This is a genomic window from Winogradskyella sp. SYSU M77433, assembly GCF_029911945.1.
Classification (GTDB): domain Bacteria; phylum Bacteroidota; class Bacteroidia; order Flavobacteriales; family Flavobacteriaceae; genus Winogradskyella.
The window spans coordinates 126792-144223 of record NZ_JARYTG010000004.1 but is presented as its reverse complement, the minus strand read 5'-3'; the positions used below and the strand labels follow the sequence as shown (position 1 = coordinate 144223).

General features: G+C 31.7%; 17 protein-coding genes. 10 read left to right on the top strand and 7 right to left on the bottom strand.

Going from position 1 to position 17432, the window contains the following annotated elements:
- Position 1 precedes the first annotated feature (1 nt).
- The 6 genes from QGM60_RS09435 to QGM60_RS09410 all read left to right on the top strand — a co-directional run bounded on the left by QGM60_RS09435 (position 2) and on the right by QGM60_RS09410 (position 6937).
- Positions 2–1075: a glycosyltransferase gene (locus tag QGM60_RS09435; protein WP_281139999.1), complete on the top strand. Its 1074-nt coding sequence runs from the start codon at positions 2–4 to the stop codon at positions 1073–1075.
- 5 nt (positions 1076–1080) lie between these two features.
- Complete coding sequence (locus QGM60_RS09430; protein ID WP_281139998.1) at positions 1081–2208, top strand: glycosyltransferase; 1128 nt, start codon at positions 1081–1083, stop codon at positions 2206–2208.
- A gap of 201 nt (positions 2209–2409) precedes the next feature.
- On the top strand, positions 2410–3141 hold the full coding sequence (locus QGM60_RS09425) for a hypothetical protein (RefSeq protein WP_281139997.1): 732 nt from the start codon (positions 2410–2412) through the stop codon (positions 3139–3141).
- Positions 3142–3257: 116 nt separating this feature from the next.
- Positions 3258–4526 (top strand): O-antigen ligase family protein, encoded by a 1269-nt coding sequence (locus tag QGM60_RS09420; protein WP_281139996.1) that lies wholly within the window; start codon positions 3258–3260, stop codon positions 4524–4526.
- On the top strand, positions 4480–5487 hold the full coding sequence (locus QGM60_RS09415; RefSeq protein WP_281139995.1) for a glycosyltransferase family 4 protein: 1008 nt from the start codon (positions 4480–4482) through the stop codon (positions 5485–5487). Before QGM60_RS09420 ends, QGM60_RS09415 begins: the two co-directional genes overlap by 47 nt.
- Positions 5488–5542: 55 nt before the next feature.
- A complete protein-coding gene (locus QGM60_RS09410) occupies positions 5543–6937 on the top strand; it encodes a sugar transferase (protein WP_281139994.1) in 1395 nt (464 codons plus the stop codon).
- 3 nt (positions 6938–6940) lie between these two features.
- On the opposite strand, the gene QGM60_RS09405 is transcribed toward QGM60_RS09410, so the two are convergent.
- Positions 6941–8107 (bottom strand): DUF4105 domain-containing protein, encoded by a 1167-nt coding sequence (locus QGM60_RS09405; RefSeq protein ID WP_281139993.1) that lies wholly within the window; start codon positions 8105–8107, stop codon positions 6941–6943.
- A gap of 7 nt (positions 8108–8114) precedes the next feature.
- A complete protein-coding gene (locus QGM60_RS09400; protein WP_348634906.1) occupies positions 8115–9101 on the bottom strand; it encodes a PorV/PorQ family protein in 987 nt (328 codons plus the stop codon).
- Positions 9102–9328: 227 nt separating this feature from the next.
- Between QGM60_RS09400 and QGM60_RS09395 the strand changes: the two genes are divergently transcribed.
- From QGM60_RS09395 to QGM60_RS09385, 3 genes are read left to right on the top strand one after another with little or no spacing between them, the layout of a single operon-like run.
- The gene (locus QGM60_RS09395; RefSeq protein ID WP_281139991.1) at positions 9329–10087 is read left to right on the top strand and encodes a CDP-alcohol phosphatidyltransferase family protein; all 759 of its coding nucleotides are present in this window, start codon (positions 9329–9331) and stop codon (positions 10085–10087) included.
- A 40-nt stretch (positions 10088–10127) separates the two neighbouring features.
- Positions 10128–10943 (top strand): tellurium resistance protein TerC, encoded by an 816-nt coding sequence (locus QGM60_RS09390; protein ID WP_281139990.1) that lies wholly within the window; start codon positions 10128–10130, stop codon positions 10941–10943.
- An 8-nt stretch (positions 10944–10951) separates the two neighbouring features.
- Positions 10952–11257 (top strand): hypothetical protein, encoded by a 306-nt coding sequence (locus QGM60_RS09385; RefSeq protein ID WP_281139989.1) that lies wholly within the window; start codon positions 10952–10954, stop codon positions 11255–11257.
- On the opposite strand, the gene lptB is transcribed toward QGM60_RS09385, so the two are convergent.
- The 4 genes from lptB to QGM60_RS09365 form a co-directional block, all read right to left on the bottom strand.
- Positions 11254–11994: an LPS export ABC transporter ATP-binding protein gene (gene lptB / locus QGM60_RS09380; RefSeq protein ID WP_281139988.1), complete on the bottom strand. Its 741-nt coding sequence runs from the start codon at positions 11992–11994 to the stop codon at positions 11254–11256. The two genes, QGM60_RS09385 and lptB, sit on opposite strands and share 4 nt — an antisense overlap.
- 73 nt (positions 11995–12067) lie before the next feature.
- The gene (locus QGM60_RS09375) at positions 12068–12415 is read right to left on the bottom strand and encodes a carboxymuconolactone decarboxylase family protein (RefSeq protein ID WP_281139987.1); all 348 of its coding nucleotides are present in this window, start codon (positions 12413–12415) and stop codon (positions 12068–12070) included.
- 9 nt (positions 12416–12424) lie between these two features.
- Positions 12425–13258, bottom strand: a complete 834-nt coding sequence (tatC, locus tag QGM60_RS09370; protein WP_281139986.1) for a twin-arginine translocase subunit TatC — start codon at positions 13256–13258, stop codon at positions 12425–12427.
- Positions 13258–14223, bottom strand: coding sequence for a KpsF/GutQ family sugar-phosphate isomerase (locus QGM60_RS09365; protein ID WP_281139985.1), 966 nt, complete (start codon positions 14221–14223; stop codon positions 13258–13260). The genes tatC and QGM60_RS09365 overlap by 1 nt, the downstream gene beginning before the upstream one ends.
- Before the next feature lie 88 nt (positions 14224–14311).
- Here QGM60_RS09365 and recQ point away from each other — a divergent pair, with 88 nt between their 5' ends.
- Positions 14312–16513 (top strand): DNA helicase RecQ, encoded by a 2202-nt coding sequence (gene recQ, locus QGM60_RS09360; RefSeq protein ID WP_281139984.1) that lies wholly within the window; start codon positions 14312–14314, stop codon positions 16511–16513.
- Positions 16514–16861: 348 nt separating this feature from the next.
- Here the strand turns inward: recQ and QGM60_RS09355 are convergent, their stop codons facing one another.
- Positions 16862–17317 (bottom strand): hypothetical protein, encoded by a 456-nt coding sequence (locus QGM60_RS09355; RefSeq protein WP_281139983.1) that lies wholly within the window; start codon positions 17315–17317, stop codon positions 16862–16864.
- Positions 17318–17432: the final 115 nt, after the last annotated feature.

The following is a 17432-nucleotide window of genomic DNA, read 5'->3' as shown; positions in this document are numbered from 1 at the left end:
TATGAAAATTGTTCAGGTGATAGATAGGTTAGAAGTTGGTGGAGCAGAGCGTGTTCTAGTAGATCTCACAAATTTATTACACGAAAGTCAGCATGATGTTAGTGTAATTTGTCTTTTGCAAGAGGGGCAACTAGATGCTCAGTTAGATTCTGAAATACCTATAACTTATATACATAGAAAGAATAAATTTAATCCTATCTACCTCTTTAAACTTTATAAAGAGTTAAGTAAATATGATGTTATTCATATTCATCTGCGGCAAGTCCTTAGATATGTGTCTTTACTTTTTTATCTGCCTAGATTACATAAAAAAAGTGTTGTTTTTTTCCATGATCACTTTGGGAAAATTTCAGAAAATAAATCTATCAATAAGAGTATAAAAGTAGCAATAAAAAAATGTTCTGCTTACATAGGTGTGAGCGAAGAATTAGTATTGTGGGCAAGAGAAAATAGTTTGAATACTAATATCTATAAATTAGCTAATATTATAAGGAAAAGTGAAATTAGCATAAAAGATAAAAGAACTTATAACAACAAAGTAGAAATAGTTTCGGTTGGTAATTTTAGACCTCAAAAAAACTATGAGTATCTGTTGGATGTGATAAAAAGTAGCCCAGATAATTATCATTTTACAATTTACGGTCAACCTGTTGATAAGTCCTATTTTGAGAAGATTAAAGCACAGATTGAAAATTTCAATATCGCTAATAAAATAACTGTCATCACTGATTGTAAAGATATTAAGAATGAATTACACAAATATGATATAGGGATGCATACCGCAAAATCTGAAACAGGCCCTTTAGTTGCGATAGAGTATCTAAGTGAAAACCTACCTTTTGTGGCATATAATACAGGTGAAGTGGCTGATAAGGTAAAATTAGAATTTCAAGAATTTATTCAAAACGATTTTGAGGTAAACAATTGGTTAAAGCATATAGATGTGCTTTTGAAAAGTAAAAATGAACTAGAAGCTAAAATAGAGTTGTTTTACAATCAAAATTTCTCAGAAGAAACTTACCTTAAATCCTGTGTTTCTATTTATGAAGAATTATTAAATTCAGCCAAAAAATAAATTAATTGAAACTTGCTATAATATCACATACAGAGCACTATAAATTAGCAGATGGAACTATAGTAGGTTGGGGACCAACCATAACCGAAATCAACTTTTTAGCTCAAATTTTTGATGAAATCTATCATATTGCAATGTTTCATGATGTTGAGGCGCCAGATAGTTCGTTACCTTATATAAGTGATAAAATTAAATTTGTACCCATTAAACCCTCAGGAGGCCATTCAGTATTAGATAAAATTAAAGTAGCCTTATCTGCACCAAAAGTTGTAAAGACGGTAAACTCGGTGCTAAAAAAAACAGATTGTTTTCAATTAAGAGCACCAACAGGAATAGGTGTTTTTTTAATTCCATATTTAACACTTTTTTCTAAGAAGAAAGGTTGGTATAAGTATGCTGGTAATTGGAATCAAGAATCTCCACCCTTGGGTTATGCTTTACAACGGTTTATGCTAAAACATCAAAGTCGTAAGGTAACCATAAATGGAAGTTGGCCAAATCAAAAAACACATTGTTTGAGTTTTGAGAACCCATGTCTTACGGAAAGCGATTTGAAAAATGGATCAAAAGTACGAAGCGCTAAAAGTAATAATGTTCCAATTAATTTTTGTTATGCCGGAAGATTAGAACGAGAAAAAGGGGTTGAGCGTATCATTAAAGCTTTTAATTGTTTAGATGAAGAAATGTCTAATAAAGTCGGGACTGTACATTTGGTTGGTAATGGTTCTGAGATAGAGTATTTTAAAAGCTTAAGTACGAATAGTAAAATTGATTTTATTTTTCATGGCTTTTTGCCGACAGATAAACTATTTAAAGTTTATGAAAAGTCACACTTTTTTATAATGCCAACCACAGCTTCTGAAGGTTTTCCTAAAGTTATCGCGGAGGCTATGAATTTTGGCTGTCTTCCAATTGTTTCAAATATATCTTCCATTGGTCAATATGTCAAAGACGGTGAAAATGGATTTTTAATTACCCCTATTAATGAGGGTAATGTTTTGAAAGTCATTACTAAGACCCTTTTAATGTCATTTGATTCTTATACGCAAATGGTAGAAAGTAATACTGAAAATGTAAGAAAATTCTCTTATTTATATTATATTGAGCGAATAAAAATGTTATTAGGCGAATAAAAGGCCGTTTAATTCAATTGAGAATTTATTCATTGACAGACAATGTTATATTTGTGTAAAATTAATGGGCCCTACCTCGTAATTTATAATATTATAACTAATTAGCTAAATATTAATAAATTCAACTTCATGGTTTTTGGACTTAACAAAATCTCATGGGCTCTGCGTAGACATCCACTATTGTATATTACAAGATTTAGGTTGCTTTCAAAAAATTCAACTATAAAAAAGCTTGATGACGATTATTATAATATCGAAAACAAAAAAGCTACAATTCCAAGTTTGTTTTATGAAGTAAATGAAATAATTTTTAAGGAAGGAAAACCTAATTCTGACTTAGATAAAGCTATTTCTATAGCACTCTGGCTTAAAAAAAACATTAAAGGAGGTAAAGGACTGAGTCTAGCATCTGAAGAAGCTTTAAAAGCTATGATTAATGGTAATGGAGGTGTTTGCAGTGATATGTCTCAAATTTTTAACAATTTTTGTGTAATTAATGATATTAAGGTTCGTGAATGGGGGATTACTATGATTCCATTTGATAAAAAGTATGGTGGACATTCTACCAATGAAATTTTCTCTAAAGAGCTAAATAAGTGGGTGCTGATAGATGTTTCTAAGTCTATACTTTTTTACTATGAAAAGAAACGAGAGCCATTATCTTTATTTGAAGTTTATACATCAAATTTCTCTCATAACTATTATACTTTTCTAGAGAAAAATATTGATGATGTTCAAATACAAAATTATTACTACAATAAAAAGGCATCTCCTTTTTTAATAAGTAAGTATAATAACTCTATTTATGATAAATATTTAAAAAGTTTGGATACTAAATTCCCAGTTTTTGTAATACACTTTTTTATTTATTTATCAGGAAAAAGTTACAGTTATAAATTTCCATTAAATGATTATAAGAATATGTTTCGTTAATTTTGTGCGAAACCTATTAAAGATTCTTATTGAGATCTGATAATAAATATATTTTTCTAGTACTTTTTCATGTGCTGATAGGTATTTTAGTATACCTAGTCAAACCATTATCAAATGTGTACTTTTTTACGGCTCTTATTTATTTCTTAGGAGGGTTGATTTTGACCGGAAATAAGAACAAACTTTCTTTTGTATTAAATGGTTGTGCATATTTTGTAGGCGCCGAGGTTTTATTCAGGATGACAAAAGGAGGCTTAGCATACGAAAGCTCAAAATATCTTGTTATCTTATTTGTTTTGATGGGAATGTTCTTCAAAGGTATTTCAGGCAAAGGTTTTCCATATTTTGTATATTTAATTCTTTTGGTTCCAAGTGTATTAGTTGCATCTGTAAACCTAGATGTAGATGCAAATTTTAGAACAAATATTGCATTTGCATTGAGCGGTCCAGTGTGCTTAGGGTTAGCCTCTTTATTTTTTTATAACAAAAAAGTAAGTAATGGTGATATTATTGATATGTTGGCTTACGCTTCTTTACCAATAGTTAGCATGACAACATATCTTTTTTTATATAATCCAAGTATAAAAGAAACAATCCATAATACAGCTTCAAATTTTCGTACTTCAGGTGGTTTTGGTCCTAATCAGGTAGCTACTATATTAGGGTTGGGAATGTTTACATTTACAGTTAGGATACTTCTGAAATCTCCTAATTTATTTTTAAAAATATTCAATATGGTATTTTTAGGTTTGTTATCTTACAGGGCTGTTATAACCTTTAGTAGAGGTGGTGTGTTTGCTGCTGTAATAACAATTGCTGCATTTTTATTTTTTATATTCATTAGAGCTAAGCCAAGATTAAAAAATAAGATACTTAGTTCATTTTTTTTATTAATTGTTTGTTTAGGATTAACTTGGTTTATAAGTTCTTTAAATACAGGTGGATTGATTGATAAGAGATATGCTAATCAAGATGCGTTGGGTAGAGATAAGGGAGATGTTAGTACAGGAAGAGTCGAATTGTTTTACAATGAATTACAAGGCTTTGTAGAAAACCCTTTTTTAGGTATAGGCGCGAGTAATACAAAATATAATAGAGAAGAGGGAGTATCAGTGGTTACTCATAATGAAATTAGTAGGCTTCTTTCAGAACATGGGATAATGGGTATTTTGATTATTATTATATTAATTTTCACTCCTTTATCTTACAGATCGATTAATAGAAAGAATTTATTTTTTTATGCGTTTCTCTCATTTTGGTTTGCAACCATAAATCATTCTGCAATTCGGCTAGCAGCACCTGCATTTTTTTATAGCTTAGCCCTCCTAAATATTAAAAATGAAAAACGTCCTATACATAGGAAACGCCTTATCAAAAACAGGTAAGACAAAATCTACCATAGATACCTTAGGTGTACATCTAGGCGAAAACTATTCAGTAAAAATAGCTTCCGATAAGTCTAATAAAGCCCTTCGTATTTTAGATATGGTTTGGTTGGTTATTACTAATTCAGCTAAAGCAGATATTGTGCTTATTGATACATATAGTACAGTAAATTTTTATTATGCTTTAATAATAAGCCAATTGTGTAGAGTTTTTAATATTAAATATATAAATATACTTCATGGTGGTAATTTAGAATCAAGGTTAAAAAACAATCCTAAATTGAGTGCTATGATTTTTAAAAATGCGTATAAACTTGTAGCACCATCAAATTTTTTGAAATCTGTATTTGAACATTATGGATATAAGAGTGTTGATTACATCCCAAATACTATTGAAATTGAAAAATATGATTACAATGAAAGAAAAATAGATAGTATAAATTTACTTTGGGTAAGATCATTTTCTGAAATCTATAATCCAGAATTAGCAGTTTTAGTTTTGGAAGAGTTACTGAAAAAAGGCTATGCAGCAAAATTGACTATGGTAGGGCCTGAGGTTGATGGTTCACTAAACGAAACAAAGAAACTAGCAACAAACAAAGACCTAGCTGTAAATTTTACAGGAAAATTGACAAAAGAAGAGTGGATTAAATTATCCCAAAAATCTAATGTTTTCATTAATACAACGAACTTTGATAATACGCCTGTTAGTGTTATAGAAGCTATGGCTTTAGGCTTACCTATTGTGTCAACAAATGTCGGAGGAATCTCTTTTTTGATTAATAATGAGGAAGAAGGGCTTTTAGTTTCTCTAAATAATGTAGAGGAACTGGTTCAAGCAATCCTAAAATTTAAAAATAATGATGTGTTTAGATTAAAGACAACTAAAAGCGCTCGTCTTAAAGTTGAAAATTTTGATTGGAATAAGATAAAACCCTTATGGAAAAAGCTTTTAGCTTAACATAATGCTATAAATCAATTGTAGTTGTTATCTTTACCCTATAGTTGTCCCTTAAATGGCTAAGAAAAAAGGAATTCATTTCGAAGTTTCAGAACGTAAGATTCTACTTAGAATAGTAGATCTTATCATGGTATTCTTAGGTCTTTACATCATTAGCCTTTCTTCTGAGATTGAATATTTAGAAGTAAGTTCTAATAATTCTACAGCTCTCATTTTACTTGGATTTTATATAACAGTTTTTGGAACTGTTTTTGAAATCTACGACCTTCAAAAAGCTAGTCAATTAGATTCTACTTTTAGAAATGTAGTTATAACCACATCCACGGTTGTTTTATTTTATCTGTTAACACCAGTGTTGTCACCTTATCTACCGGAAGAACGTATTCAAATAGCCTATTTTTACTTAACTATAATTGCCTCAATTTTACTTTGGCGTTTTCTATACATTTATTTGATTGAATCTCCTCGTTTTTATAAGAGAGTTTTAGTTGTAGGTGAAGTGTCTAATATAGATAGTCTGGTTAAATCCTTACGTAATTCAGATCCTAATTACAAAATAGTTGGTTTTATAAATAGTGAGGAAACGACTTCGGAATCTGTAAAATTCAAAGGTTTAAAGGAGTTTGAGTCAGCTGACTTTCTAGACATCATAGAAAAAGAAAAAATCTCAGAGATTTTAGTTGCTAGCTTTAATACAGAAGCAATAACGGCTGAGGTTTATCATGATTTAATGCTTTTACTAGAACGTGGATTTAAAATTCGTGATTATACTCAGGTTTATGAAGAAATGCTTCTTAGAGTTCCAATTCAATTTGTAGGAAAGGATTTTTATAAGTATTTCCCATTTAGTAGAAGCAATGAGAATCAACTATACATTTTCTTTCACCGTTTGTTTGATATTTTGTTCTCAATCGTAGGTGTCTTATTTGGTATTATTTTACTACCATTAATTTACATAGGTAATTTGTTAGGTAATAAAGGACCTTTGTTTTATTCTCAAGAACGTGTTGGTAGAAATGGGAAACCATTCAATATTCTGAAGTTGAGAACCATGATAGTGAATGCTGAGGCTGATGGTGTAAAATGGGCAAAAAAAGATGATAAGCGAATTACAGCTTTTGGGAAATTTCTTAGACGTTCTAGGTTAGATGAAATACCACAATTCTACAATGTTTTAAAAGGAGACATGAGTATTATTGGACCAAGGCCAGAACGACCATTTTTTGTAAATGAATTATCGCGTATAATTCCATTTTACGAAACACGCCACATTATAAAACCAGGTCTTACAGGTTGGGCTCAAGTTAAGACCAGGTATGGGGCTTCTGTTGATGATAGTCTTTTAAAATTACAATATGATTTGTTCTACATTAAACACAGAAGTGTCTTTCTCGACTTCAATATTGCTATTAAAACCTTAAGCACTATACTTTATTACAGAGGTCAGTAATTATCAAGAATTTAAGCACTTTAAAAGGTAAACGTATCTTACCAATAAAGCAATTATTAGAGGAATAAGACCAATCGTGAAGGCTTGGATTCCTATAATCCAATGTAAAGTCATTAGGCAAAGCATAATAATTAAAAACTTAATGTAACTCTTAACCCAATTTTTTTGTTTGTTTTTAACGATGGCTCCAATTACAAAAAGATTAAGCGGAAATGCCCATAGTAGATTATAATTTTGAGCAGTAGCTGTATGGTCGGTAGCAAACCACAACAGTAAAAGAATAATACCAATTATTCCGGTGATACTAAATAGAATAATATCTAGCCATCTACTTCTTTTCTCTGTTTTAAAATCTTTATAGGTGATGTATAGAATTACAATAGAAATAATACCTACAATCATTAGTGGACTCAACAAAAAGTTAGAACTAGAATTACTTGGTTTCTTTTGTAAAACGACAGATGAATATTTAACCAAATCATCTGAATTATTGATTTTTGCATTTTCAAAAAACTCATGAATATACTTTGGTAAGAACATAAACTCTCTAGGTGTCGCCTCCTTATCAACAACGGAACCAAGCGCGATATCAATACCAAAACTTCCCCAAGAATTAAGCTTTACGTGTTCATGAATAAGTTCTCGAAATGTCTTAGATTCAAAATTCTTAGGAGTATCAAATTGTATAGAACTGTTGGTTGCAATTTCACTAACATCTCTTATTCGTGTTGCACAGTTATCATAGAAAAAATCGTAGAGATACCTTCTGTTTTCAGGTTTGTAGTTGTTTTCTAAGTAATCAAATAACCTTTGTTTTTGTTCAGGAGAAAGGTTTAAAACTTGTTCTTCTATGGTTCTATTATAATACAGGTAATGATTATAAAAATCTCTAAAACTGTCTCTACTTATGAGGTAGTTTAATTTTCCACGTGCAAACTTTAAATAAAAATTTGGTGCACCGAAGTCATATTCACCGTAGCCATAAACAATATCAACACCTAAGGTTCTATCTTTAATTCTGAAAGCATTATGTCCAAAAGCATCATTCAAAGATTCACCAGATCCAACTGTGAGTACGGATACTTCTGCGCTTGGTGATAGTTTGAATTGTTGTGCGGAAAGCGAAACAATAGAAAAAGTTAGAAGAAGAAATAAAGCGTTTAGTCTCATCACTTGTTTATCTGAAAATGCTAAAGTCTATTTTTAGTGAAAACACATTAGAATATAAGGCTGCACTTTGGTCGCCAATATCTGTAAAGGCATAATCTATGTGAATACCTTTGTATTTAAAACCGACTCCAAAATTAGGCTGAAAAGTAACTTTTTCAGAATCGTCAATCTGAAGTTCATTCTGAAAATTACCAACACCACCTCTCAAAAATACTAAATTTGTATAACCGAATTCAAAACCTAAGGCAGGATTTATACTTGCAAATGATGTTGAAATAATATCATTGTTTTCAGCAAAACGAATATTTAAGTTAGCAGCAGCAAGTAAGGAATAGTCATAATGAAAAATCCATTTTTTAGATAGTCCAAATTGTAATTTAGGTATGGTGATTTCTGTCGTTTCAGGAAGTTCTTGGTTTTGACCATCAATAGCGCCACTAATTTGTTCAAACTTTTCTTCATCTATAGACCAAGCATTATAAGTTGTGGTTATGTCACGTGCCATCAATCCAAATTTCCAGCCATTATTTCCTTCAAATTGAATGCCAGCATCAAGACCAAAACCCCAAGCTGAGGCAAAGTCACCGATGATACGTCTTATTATTTTAGCGTTTACTCCAAAGTTCAAACCATCTAAAGGTAATTTTCTAGCATAAGAAAAAGTTAACCCATAATCTGCGGTTGAAAATGTACTTATCCTATCGTAATTAATATTGCCTTGGTCGTCAATTAATTGTGTAGTATCCAAAATGTCATCTACACCAAACCTTATTAAAGATATTCCAACAGCGCTTCTGTCATCTAAAGACATTCCGTAGGCGATGTAATTATAATTGGCAATATTGGCAAAATAACTAGAATGCATTAGAGCAAGCTGGTTGTCTTCTAAATGTACTAATCCTGCAGGATTCCAGTAGCCAGAATTGACATCGGAAGTTAGTGAAACCACGGCATTGCTCATACCCAAAGCAGCAGCATCTACACCAATATTCATAAATTCATTAGAATATTTTCTAGTAGTTTGAGCTGAAACAAGAAATGTAGCGAGAGTTAAGAGAATTACATAGTAATTTTTCAACAGCAAAATTTTTTACAAAGATGCACAATATTTTTCTATCTATTTAACTGTAAAATAGCCTTCTTATTGTTTTATTTTGGGTCAAAATAGAAAATAATAAGATTAGACTGAAATACTTTTTTATTTTTACATAAACTATTTCGATGAGCCTAAAACATCATATTCCCAATTTAGTAACCTTACTAAATTTATTTTCAGGTTGTATTGCCGTAATTTTTGCAGTCCATGGTAATTTTGTTAGTGCTGCTTTTTTTGTTTTTCTAGGTATATTTTTTGATTTTTTTGATGGACTTTTAGCACGCAAATTAAAAGTGCAAAGTCCACTAGGAATTCAGTTAGATTCTTTAGCGGATTTGGTAACGAGTGGAGTTGTACCTGGAATAGTGATGTTTAAATTAATTTCATTAACTGTAGATGCTCCAGATTACGCAATGTATAATGATAGTTGGAATTCAGTTTTTCACTGGCAAGGTTTTAAAATGTCAGTTTTGCCATTAATAGGGTTATTGATTCCTTTAGCATCAGCATTTCGTTTGGCAAGATTTAACTTAGATGAAGATCAGCAAACATTTTTTAAAGGTCTTCCTACTCCAGCAAACACTTTATTGATATTTTCCCTACCATTAATTCTAGAGTTTCAGAACAATGATATTATGAACAATATCATTATTAATAAATGGTTTTTGATTTTTATAACCTTATTAAGTTGTTATCTACTAAACTCAAGTATAAAGTTATTTGCCTTAAAATTTAAAAACTGGAGTTTTAAAAATAATGCAATAAGATATATCTTTCTAATACTTAGTGTGGTATTATTAATTATATTGCAATTCGCTGCAATACCCATAGTGATAATTATGTATATACTATTATCATTATTGGATGCGAAAAACATAAACTAAACCTTATATAACTAACCAAAAAAAACCGTCTTGCTAAACTATGGCTCAAGTTATTTTTACACTATTAATGCTTGTGATGTTACAAGCAGTCTTAGGGTTCGATAATCTACTTTACATATCTCTAGAATCTAAAAAAGCTCCAGAAGCCGATCAAAAAAGAGTAAGAAAAACAGGAATTTTGATAGCAATTGTACTTAGAATAGTACTGTTATTTATTCTTGTACGTGTTATAGGTTTTTTTCAAGAACCATTTTCATTTCTAACTGGTGAAATTGAAAACGTATTAGATTTTGCTTTTAATGGCCATAGTATTATTGTACTTGTCGGAGGAGGATTTATCATTTATACAGCGATTAAAGAAATTTGGCACATGATTTCATTACCTAACTTAGATCATGATGTAGAAGATGATAAAAAGACAAAAAAGTCAGCAAATGCAACCATTACTAGTATAGTTATTATGAATTTGGTGTTTTCTTTTGATTCTATATTGGCAGCAATAGGTCTAACAAGTGAAATTGAAAACTCAACAACAGCATTTATTGTTATAGCTATAGCTATTGTTGCTAGTGGCTTATTGATGCTTTTCTTAGCAGATAGAATCTCAGCGTTCTTAGCAAAAAACAGAATGTATGAGGTTTTAGGTTTATTTATATTGTTTATTGTTGGTATAATGCTAGTGACTGAAGGAGGTCATTTAGCACATTTAAAGATTTTTGGAAACGAAATAGTACCGATGAGTAAAACAACTTTCTATTTTGTAATAGCAGTGCTTGTGATTGTAGATATTGTTCAAGGACGATACCAAAAGAAATTATTGAGTGAAGTTGAAGCTAATAAGTCGAACATTAAATAATATTAAAAATGAAAAAGTTTAAATTAAAATCTTTCCTCATTGTCTTTTTTGTTTTAATGGTGATTGAGTTTCTTGTTGGTTTAGCAGATGTGTTTTTGCACCGCTCCAAAAATGAATTGTTTACGGTAACTTCAATTATAATGTCAGTTTTTAGCTTACCTATAAGTTTAATTAATAGAAATTTACCTTTTTATGTGGCTGAAGATTTATATATGCGAGTTGTTTTTTGGACTATCAATACATTAATACAAGCCATGTTTGTATATGGCTTTATAGTATTCGTAACCAGACTTAAAAACAGGGAAAAAATCTAAAATTCTAATTTCTTTTTACGTAGCTCAAAGTTTTGACCTAAATAAACTTTACGAACCATTTCATCACTGGCTAACTCTTCAGGTTTACCAGCTTTCAGGATACCTCCTTCAAACATAAGGTAAGTTCTGTCTGTAATAGCCAATGTCTCTTGTACGTTGTGGTCAGTAATAAGAATGCCAATATTCTTCTTGGTAAGTTTAGCAACAATACGCTGAATATCTTCAACGGCAACAGGATCTACGCCAGCAAAAGGTTCATCTAAAAGAATAAAATTAGGATCTGTTGCTAATGCACGAGCAATTTCAGTACGTCTACGCTCGCCACCAGACAATAAATCGCCGCGGTTGGTTCTAATATGTCCTAAACCGAACTCTTCAATAAGCGACTCCATTTTTTCATGTTGTTCTTTCTTACTCAATTTGGTCAATTGGAGTACACTAAGAATGTTGTCTTCAATACTCAGTTTTCTAAACACAGAAGCTTCCTGAGCCAAATAACCTATACCGTTTTGAGCTCTTTTGTACATTGGAAACTTAGTAATGTTGGTGTTGTCTAAAAAGATATTACCACCATTAGGTTTGATGATACCAACTATCATGTAAAAAGAGGTTGTTTTACCTGCACCATTTGGTCCTAATAATCCAACAATCTCTCCTTGGTTAACTTCCAAAGAAACATCCTTTACTACTTTTCGTCCACTGTAGGACTTCATTAAATGTTCAGCTCGTAATTTCATAGGTAATCAAAGAACGCTAAAAATAACAAAATCATATAGATTATACTTTTTTAAGCAATGATTTATAAAAAGTTTAACCTTGATTTTCTATGGCTTCCCAGTATTCGTGGGCTCTTCTCAAATGAGGAATAACTATAGTTCCTCCAATCAAGGTAGCTATACCTAAAGCTTCACTTACTTCAGCTTTAGTGACACCTTCATTATACGAAGATTCAAGGTGATATTTTACACAATCATCACAACGTAATACAGTTGATGCAACCAAACCAAGAAGTTCTTTCGTTTTTTTATCTAAAGCACCTTCAGAAAAAGCATTAGTGTCTAGGTTAAAAATGCGCTTAACAATCTTATTGTTATCAGCTAGAATTTTATCGTTCATTTTAGAACGGTATTCGTTGAATTCTTTTACGATATCAGACATAATTTAGGGTTAATTTTTGTTAGCTCTCGAGGATTTTCGAGATTGATTTTTCACTACAATAGCAGAGATATAAATACTAATTTGATATAATATCAAAATAGGAATCGCTACAATGACTTGGCTGGCAATATCTGGTGGAGTAATAATAGCAGAAACTATTAAAACAATAACCAATGCGAATTTTCGATATTGTTTCAAAATTTTAGGGGTTACCAATCCTACCTTAGTTAGGAAATAAATAATTATAGGTAATTCAAATACAAAACCAGAAGCAATAGCAGAAGATCTTACAATTGCAATGACAGAACTAACATCAAACTCGTTTTGTATTTGCTCACTAATTTGGTAGTTGGCCAAAAAGTTTAGGGATAAAGGTGTAATAATATAGTAGCCAAAGAGTACTCCTATAAAAAATAGAAGAGAGGCAACTACCAAAAAACCTCTTGAGTTTTTGCGCTCATTAGGTTTTAAACCTGGGCTTATAAAGCTCCATAATTGGTAAAGAACGTATGGAAATGAAATAATAAAACCAGCATAGATAGAAGTCCATATATGTGCGGAAAACTGACCAGCAACAGTTCTGTTCTGTATGATGAAAGGTAACTTTTCAGCACAAAAGGTTGTATCGGTCATACCCAAAAATTCAGAAGCTTGACAAAGCCACTGATATGTTGGGAATGTCATTACAGTTGGTCCAAAAATGATAACATCAAAAATGAACTTTTTAAATATAAAGGCCAATGTTGCAGCAACAACAACTCCTAGTGTAGCCCTAATTAAATGCCATCTTAAGTCTTCAAGATGGTCTAGAAATGACATTTCGTCAACCGTCTTCTTTGCCATTATATTATACCTTCTTTAATTAAGTCGTGTAGATGTACAACTCCAGCATATTCACCATCTTGTTCTACTAAAAGCTGAGAGATACCAAATTCTTCCATGAGTTCTTTGGCATCCACAGCCATAGCATTCTCATCGATTCTTCTAGGGTTACTACTCATAATGTCTTTTGCTTTTAGACTCGCAATATCATCACTTTTGCTTAGCATACGTCTAAGGTCTCCATCAGTGATAATACCTGCGATTTTGTTATTGTCGATTACAGCAGTTACACCTAACATTTTTTCAGTAATTTCTACAATAACTTCTTTTAAGCTTGTTTCTAAACCGACTTGCGGTTTTTGGTTTTGAGAAGATAAATCGTTAACTCTTAGATATAAACGTTTGCCAAGTGCTCCACCAGGATGGTATTTGGCAAAATCTTTACTTGAAAAGCCTCGTAATTCTAACAAACAAATAGCAAGAGCATCACCCATTACCAATTGAGCGGTAGTACTAGTAGTAGGAGCTAAGTTATTTGGGCAAGCCTCTTGTTCTACATAAGTATTAAGAATATAATCAGCTTGTTGACCTAAGAAGGAATCTTTATTACCTGTAAGCGCAATCATTTTATTCTTTGCGTTCTTAATAAGTGGTACTAGAACCTTAATTTCTGGAGTATTTCCACTTTTTGAAATACAGATAACAACATCATCTTTTAAGATTAATCCAAGATCACCATGAATGGCATCTGCAGCATGCATAAAAACGGCAGGTGTTCCAGTAGAGTTTAATGTTGCTACAATTTTATTAGCAATGATGGCACTTTTACCAACGCCAGTTATAATAACGCGTCCTTTAGAGTTGTAAATAAGCTCAACGGATTTAGCAAAATCATCGGTCAATAATTCCGCTATATGGTCTATGGCTTTGCTCTCTAATTTTATGGTGTTTTTTGCAGTATTTAGTATCGATTGTGTAGTGTTCAAAACTTATTCTTTATTGAATTTTTTAAGTTTAAAGAAATTGTTATCTTTAAACTTGTTGCAAATGTATATAAAATACTAATAGGGATTAATGAGTATTGCAGAAATTGACTTACACTCCGCGCTAAAAAAATACTTTGGTTTTTCAGAATTCAAAGGTCTTCAAGAGGAAGTTATAAGAAACGTTGTGGCAGGAAATAACACTTTTGTTATTATGCCTACAGGAGGCGGAAAATCATTGTGTTACCAGCTACCAGCTTTAATAAAAGGAGGTACTGCTATAGTGGTTTCTCCACTTATTGCTTTAATGAAAAATCAAGTGGATGCTATAAGAGCTGTGTCTGAACATGAAGGTGTAGCACACGTATTAAATTCATCTTTGAATAAAACTGAAGTAAAACGTGTTAAGGACGATATTGTAAACGGAATTACAAAATTACTTTATGTAGCGCCAGAATCTTTAACGAAGGAGGAATATGTAGATTTCTTAAAATCGGTTAAGATTTCTTTTATGGCAGTTGATGAAGCCCATTGTATTAGTGAATGGGGACACGATTTTAGGCCAGAATACCGAAATTTAAGACAGATTATAAAACGAATTGGTGAAGATATTCCGATTGTTGGACTAACTGCAACAGCGACTCCGAAAGTTCAGGAAGATATTCTAAAAAGTTTGGGAATGACGGATGCGGTGACTTTTAAAGCCTCCTTCAACAGACCAAACTTATTTTACGAAGTACGACCAAAAACCAAGAATGTCGATGCCGATATCATTCGTTTTATAAAACAAAATGAAGGCAAGTCTGGTATTGTATACTGTTTAAGTCGAAAACGTGTTGAAGAATTAGCACAAGTCCTTCAAGTCAATGGTATTAAAGCTGTGCCATATCACGCAGGTTTAGATGCTAAAACTAGAGTAAAACATCAAGATATGTTCTTGATGGAAGACACTGATGTGGTGGTCGCTACGATTGCATTCGGAATGGGTATCGATAAGCCAGATGTGCGTTTTGTAATTCATCATGATATTCCAAAGAGTATAGAAAGTTATTATCAAGAAACCGGAAGAGCAGGTAGAGATGGTGGAGAAGGTCATTGTTTAGCCTATTATGCTTATAAGGATATAGAAAAGCTAGAGAAATTTATGTCTGGTAAACCAGTAGCAGAACAAGAAATTGGTCATGCACTATTGCAGGAAGTAGTGGCTTTTGCTGAAACTTCAGTTTCTAGAAGAAAATTCATTCTTCATTATTTTGGTGAAGAGTTTGATACTGAAACAGGTGAAGGAGGAGATATGGACGATAACGTTCGTAACCCTAAAAAGCAAGTGGAAGCTAAAGATCAGGTTAAGATACTTCTCGATACAGTAGAAAAAACAAACGAAAAATATAAAGCTAAAGATTTAGTACAAGTAATAGTTGGTAAATCCAATGCTTTAATTGCATCTCACAAAACCGATACACAGCCATTTTTTGGAATAGGCAAAGATAATGATGCTAGATATTGGATGGCCTTAATTCGTCAAGTGTTAGTCGCTGGTTATCTAAAAAAAGATATTGAGACTTATGGAGTTTTAAGACTAAGTGAATCTGGTAGTGCTTTCCTAAAGGATCCAAAATCATTTATGATGGCTGAAGATCATGTTTATGATGAGGAAGCAAATGATGGTATTGTAACCAACGCTAAAGGAGGTAATGCTGTAGCAGACGATAAGTTAATGACAATGCTTAAGGATTTAAGAAAGCGAAATGCTAAAAAGCTAGGTGTACCACCATTTGTTATTTTTCAAGATCCCTCTTTAGAGGATATGGCTTTAAAATATCCAATTAATATAGATGAGCTTACAAATGTACATGGAGTAGGAGAGAGTAAGGCCAAAAAATATGGAAAAGATTTTGTGGCTTTAATTGCAGACTATGTTGAAGAAAACGACATTGTTAGACCCGACGATATGGTGGTAAAGTCTACAGGAAGTAACTCAGCTATTAAGCTATACATCATTCAGAATGTAGATAGAAAATTACCACTCAGCGATATAGCTTCGTCTAAAGGCATGGAAATGCCAGAATTCATCAAGGAAATGGAATCCATTGTATTTTCTGGTACAAAATTGAACATAGATTATTGGATAGACGAAATTTTAGATGAAGACCAACAAGAAGAAATCCACGACTACTTCATGGAATCTGAAAGCGATAAAATTTCTGATGCTATAGATGAATTTGATGGAGACTACGACGATGAAGAACTGCGTCTATACCGCATTAAATTTATGAGTGAGGTCGCAAACTAATAAAAAATAGACATACTAAAAGTCCCTAATATCCAAATTAAAGGAATGGATATTAGGGACTTTTTTACTATGTAAGATTTTGTAACCTATTTACGAATTAACAATTAAAGAAATATTAAATAGAACAGAGCACTGACTTTGTAAGCTTCCAATTGAAAAATGAAATTTTTATCAAGAATGGAATGATGCAATATTTATTCATTATATGAAGTTGATTCAAGTCGGATAAAAAAATGTTGATGCCTAAAGTTCTCTATTTAAGTGTGGAACTTAGCGTTAATGAATTTAGCATATAATAATATTACCTTATTTTTTGCAATGATGTAATTTTCAATGCTAAAAAGAAATTTAGCTTACTGAATCAGCAATATATTTAGAAAAATTAATATCCTGCTTTTTGGAAGTTAGTCGAATTTCAGTAAGCTTTTTGTCTTTCAGTGTTTCTATATCAGACTTTTCTATTTCAAAATCAATCTTGGTAATATAGCGTTTAGATACATTAGAATAATCAGATTCTAGCTCAGACATGTCAGAATTCAAATTTAGATCTATACCATCACCTTTTAGACGCAGTTTAGCACCATTAAAAGTCTTTACCTTAAAAGAACCAACTACAACGGTTTGTAAAAAATAATAACCGCCAAGCTCATTAAATCCAGCATAGAGTATATTACTTTCTGATACAGCAAACGGTTCATTTTCAATATCGTTTATTATCGCTTCGGTATGGTCATCAACATGGAGTTTCTCCATAGCTCTTATATTTCCAAATGCTGCGAGTAGTTTTGTTAATGAGAATGCCATATCTATTTTGGTTTCTGGCAAAACTAGCCAAAAAAGTTTGCATTTATGTAAAGTGATGTTTATGTCTTCTATGAAATGTTATTTCCAAACCCCAAACTTAGACTTCATACTTCAA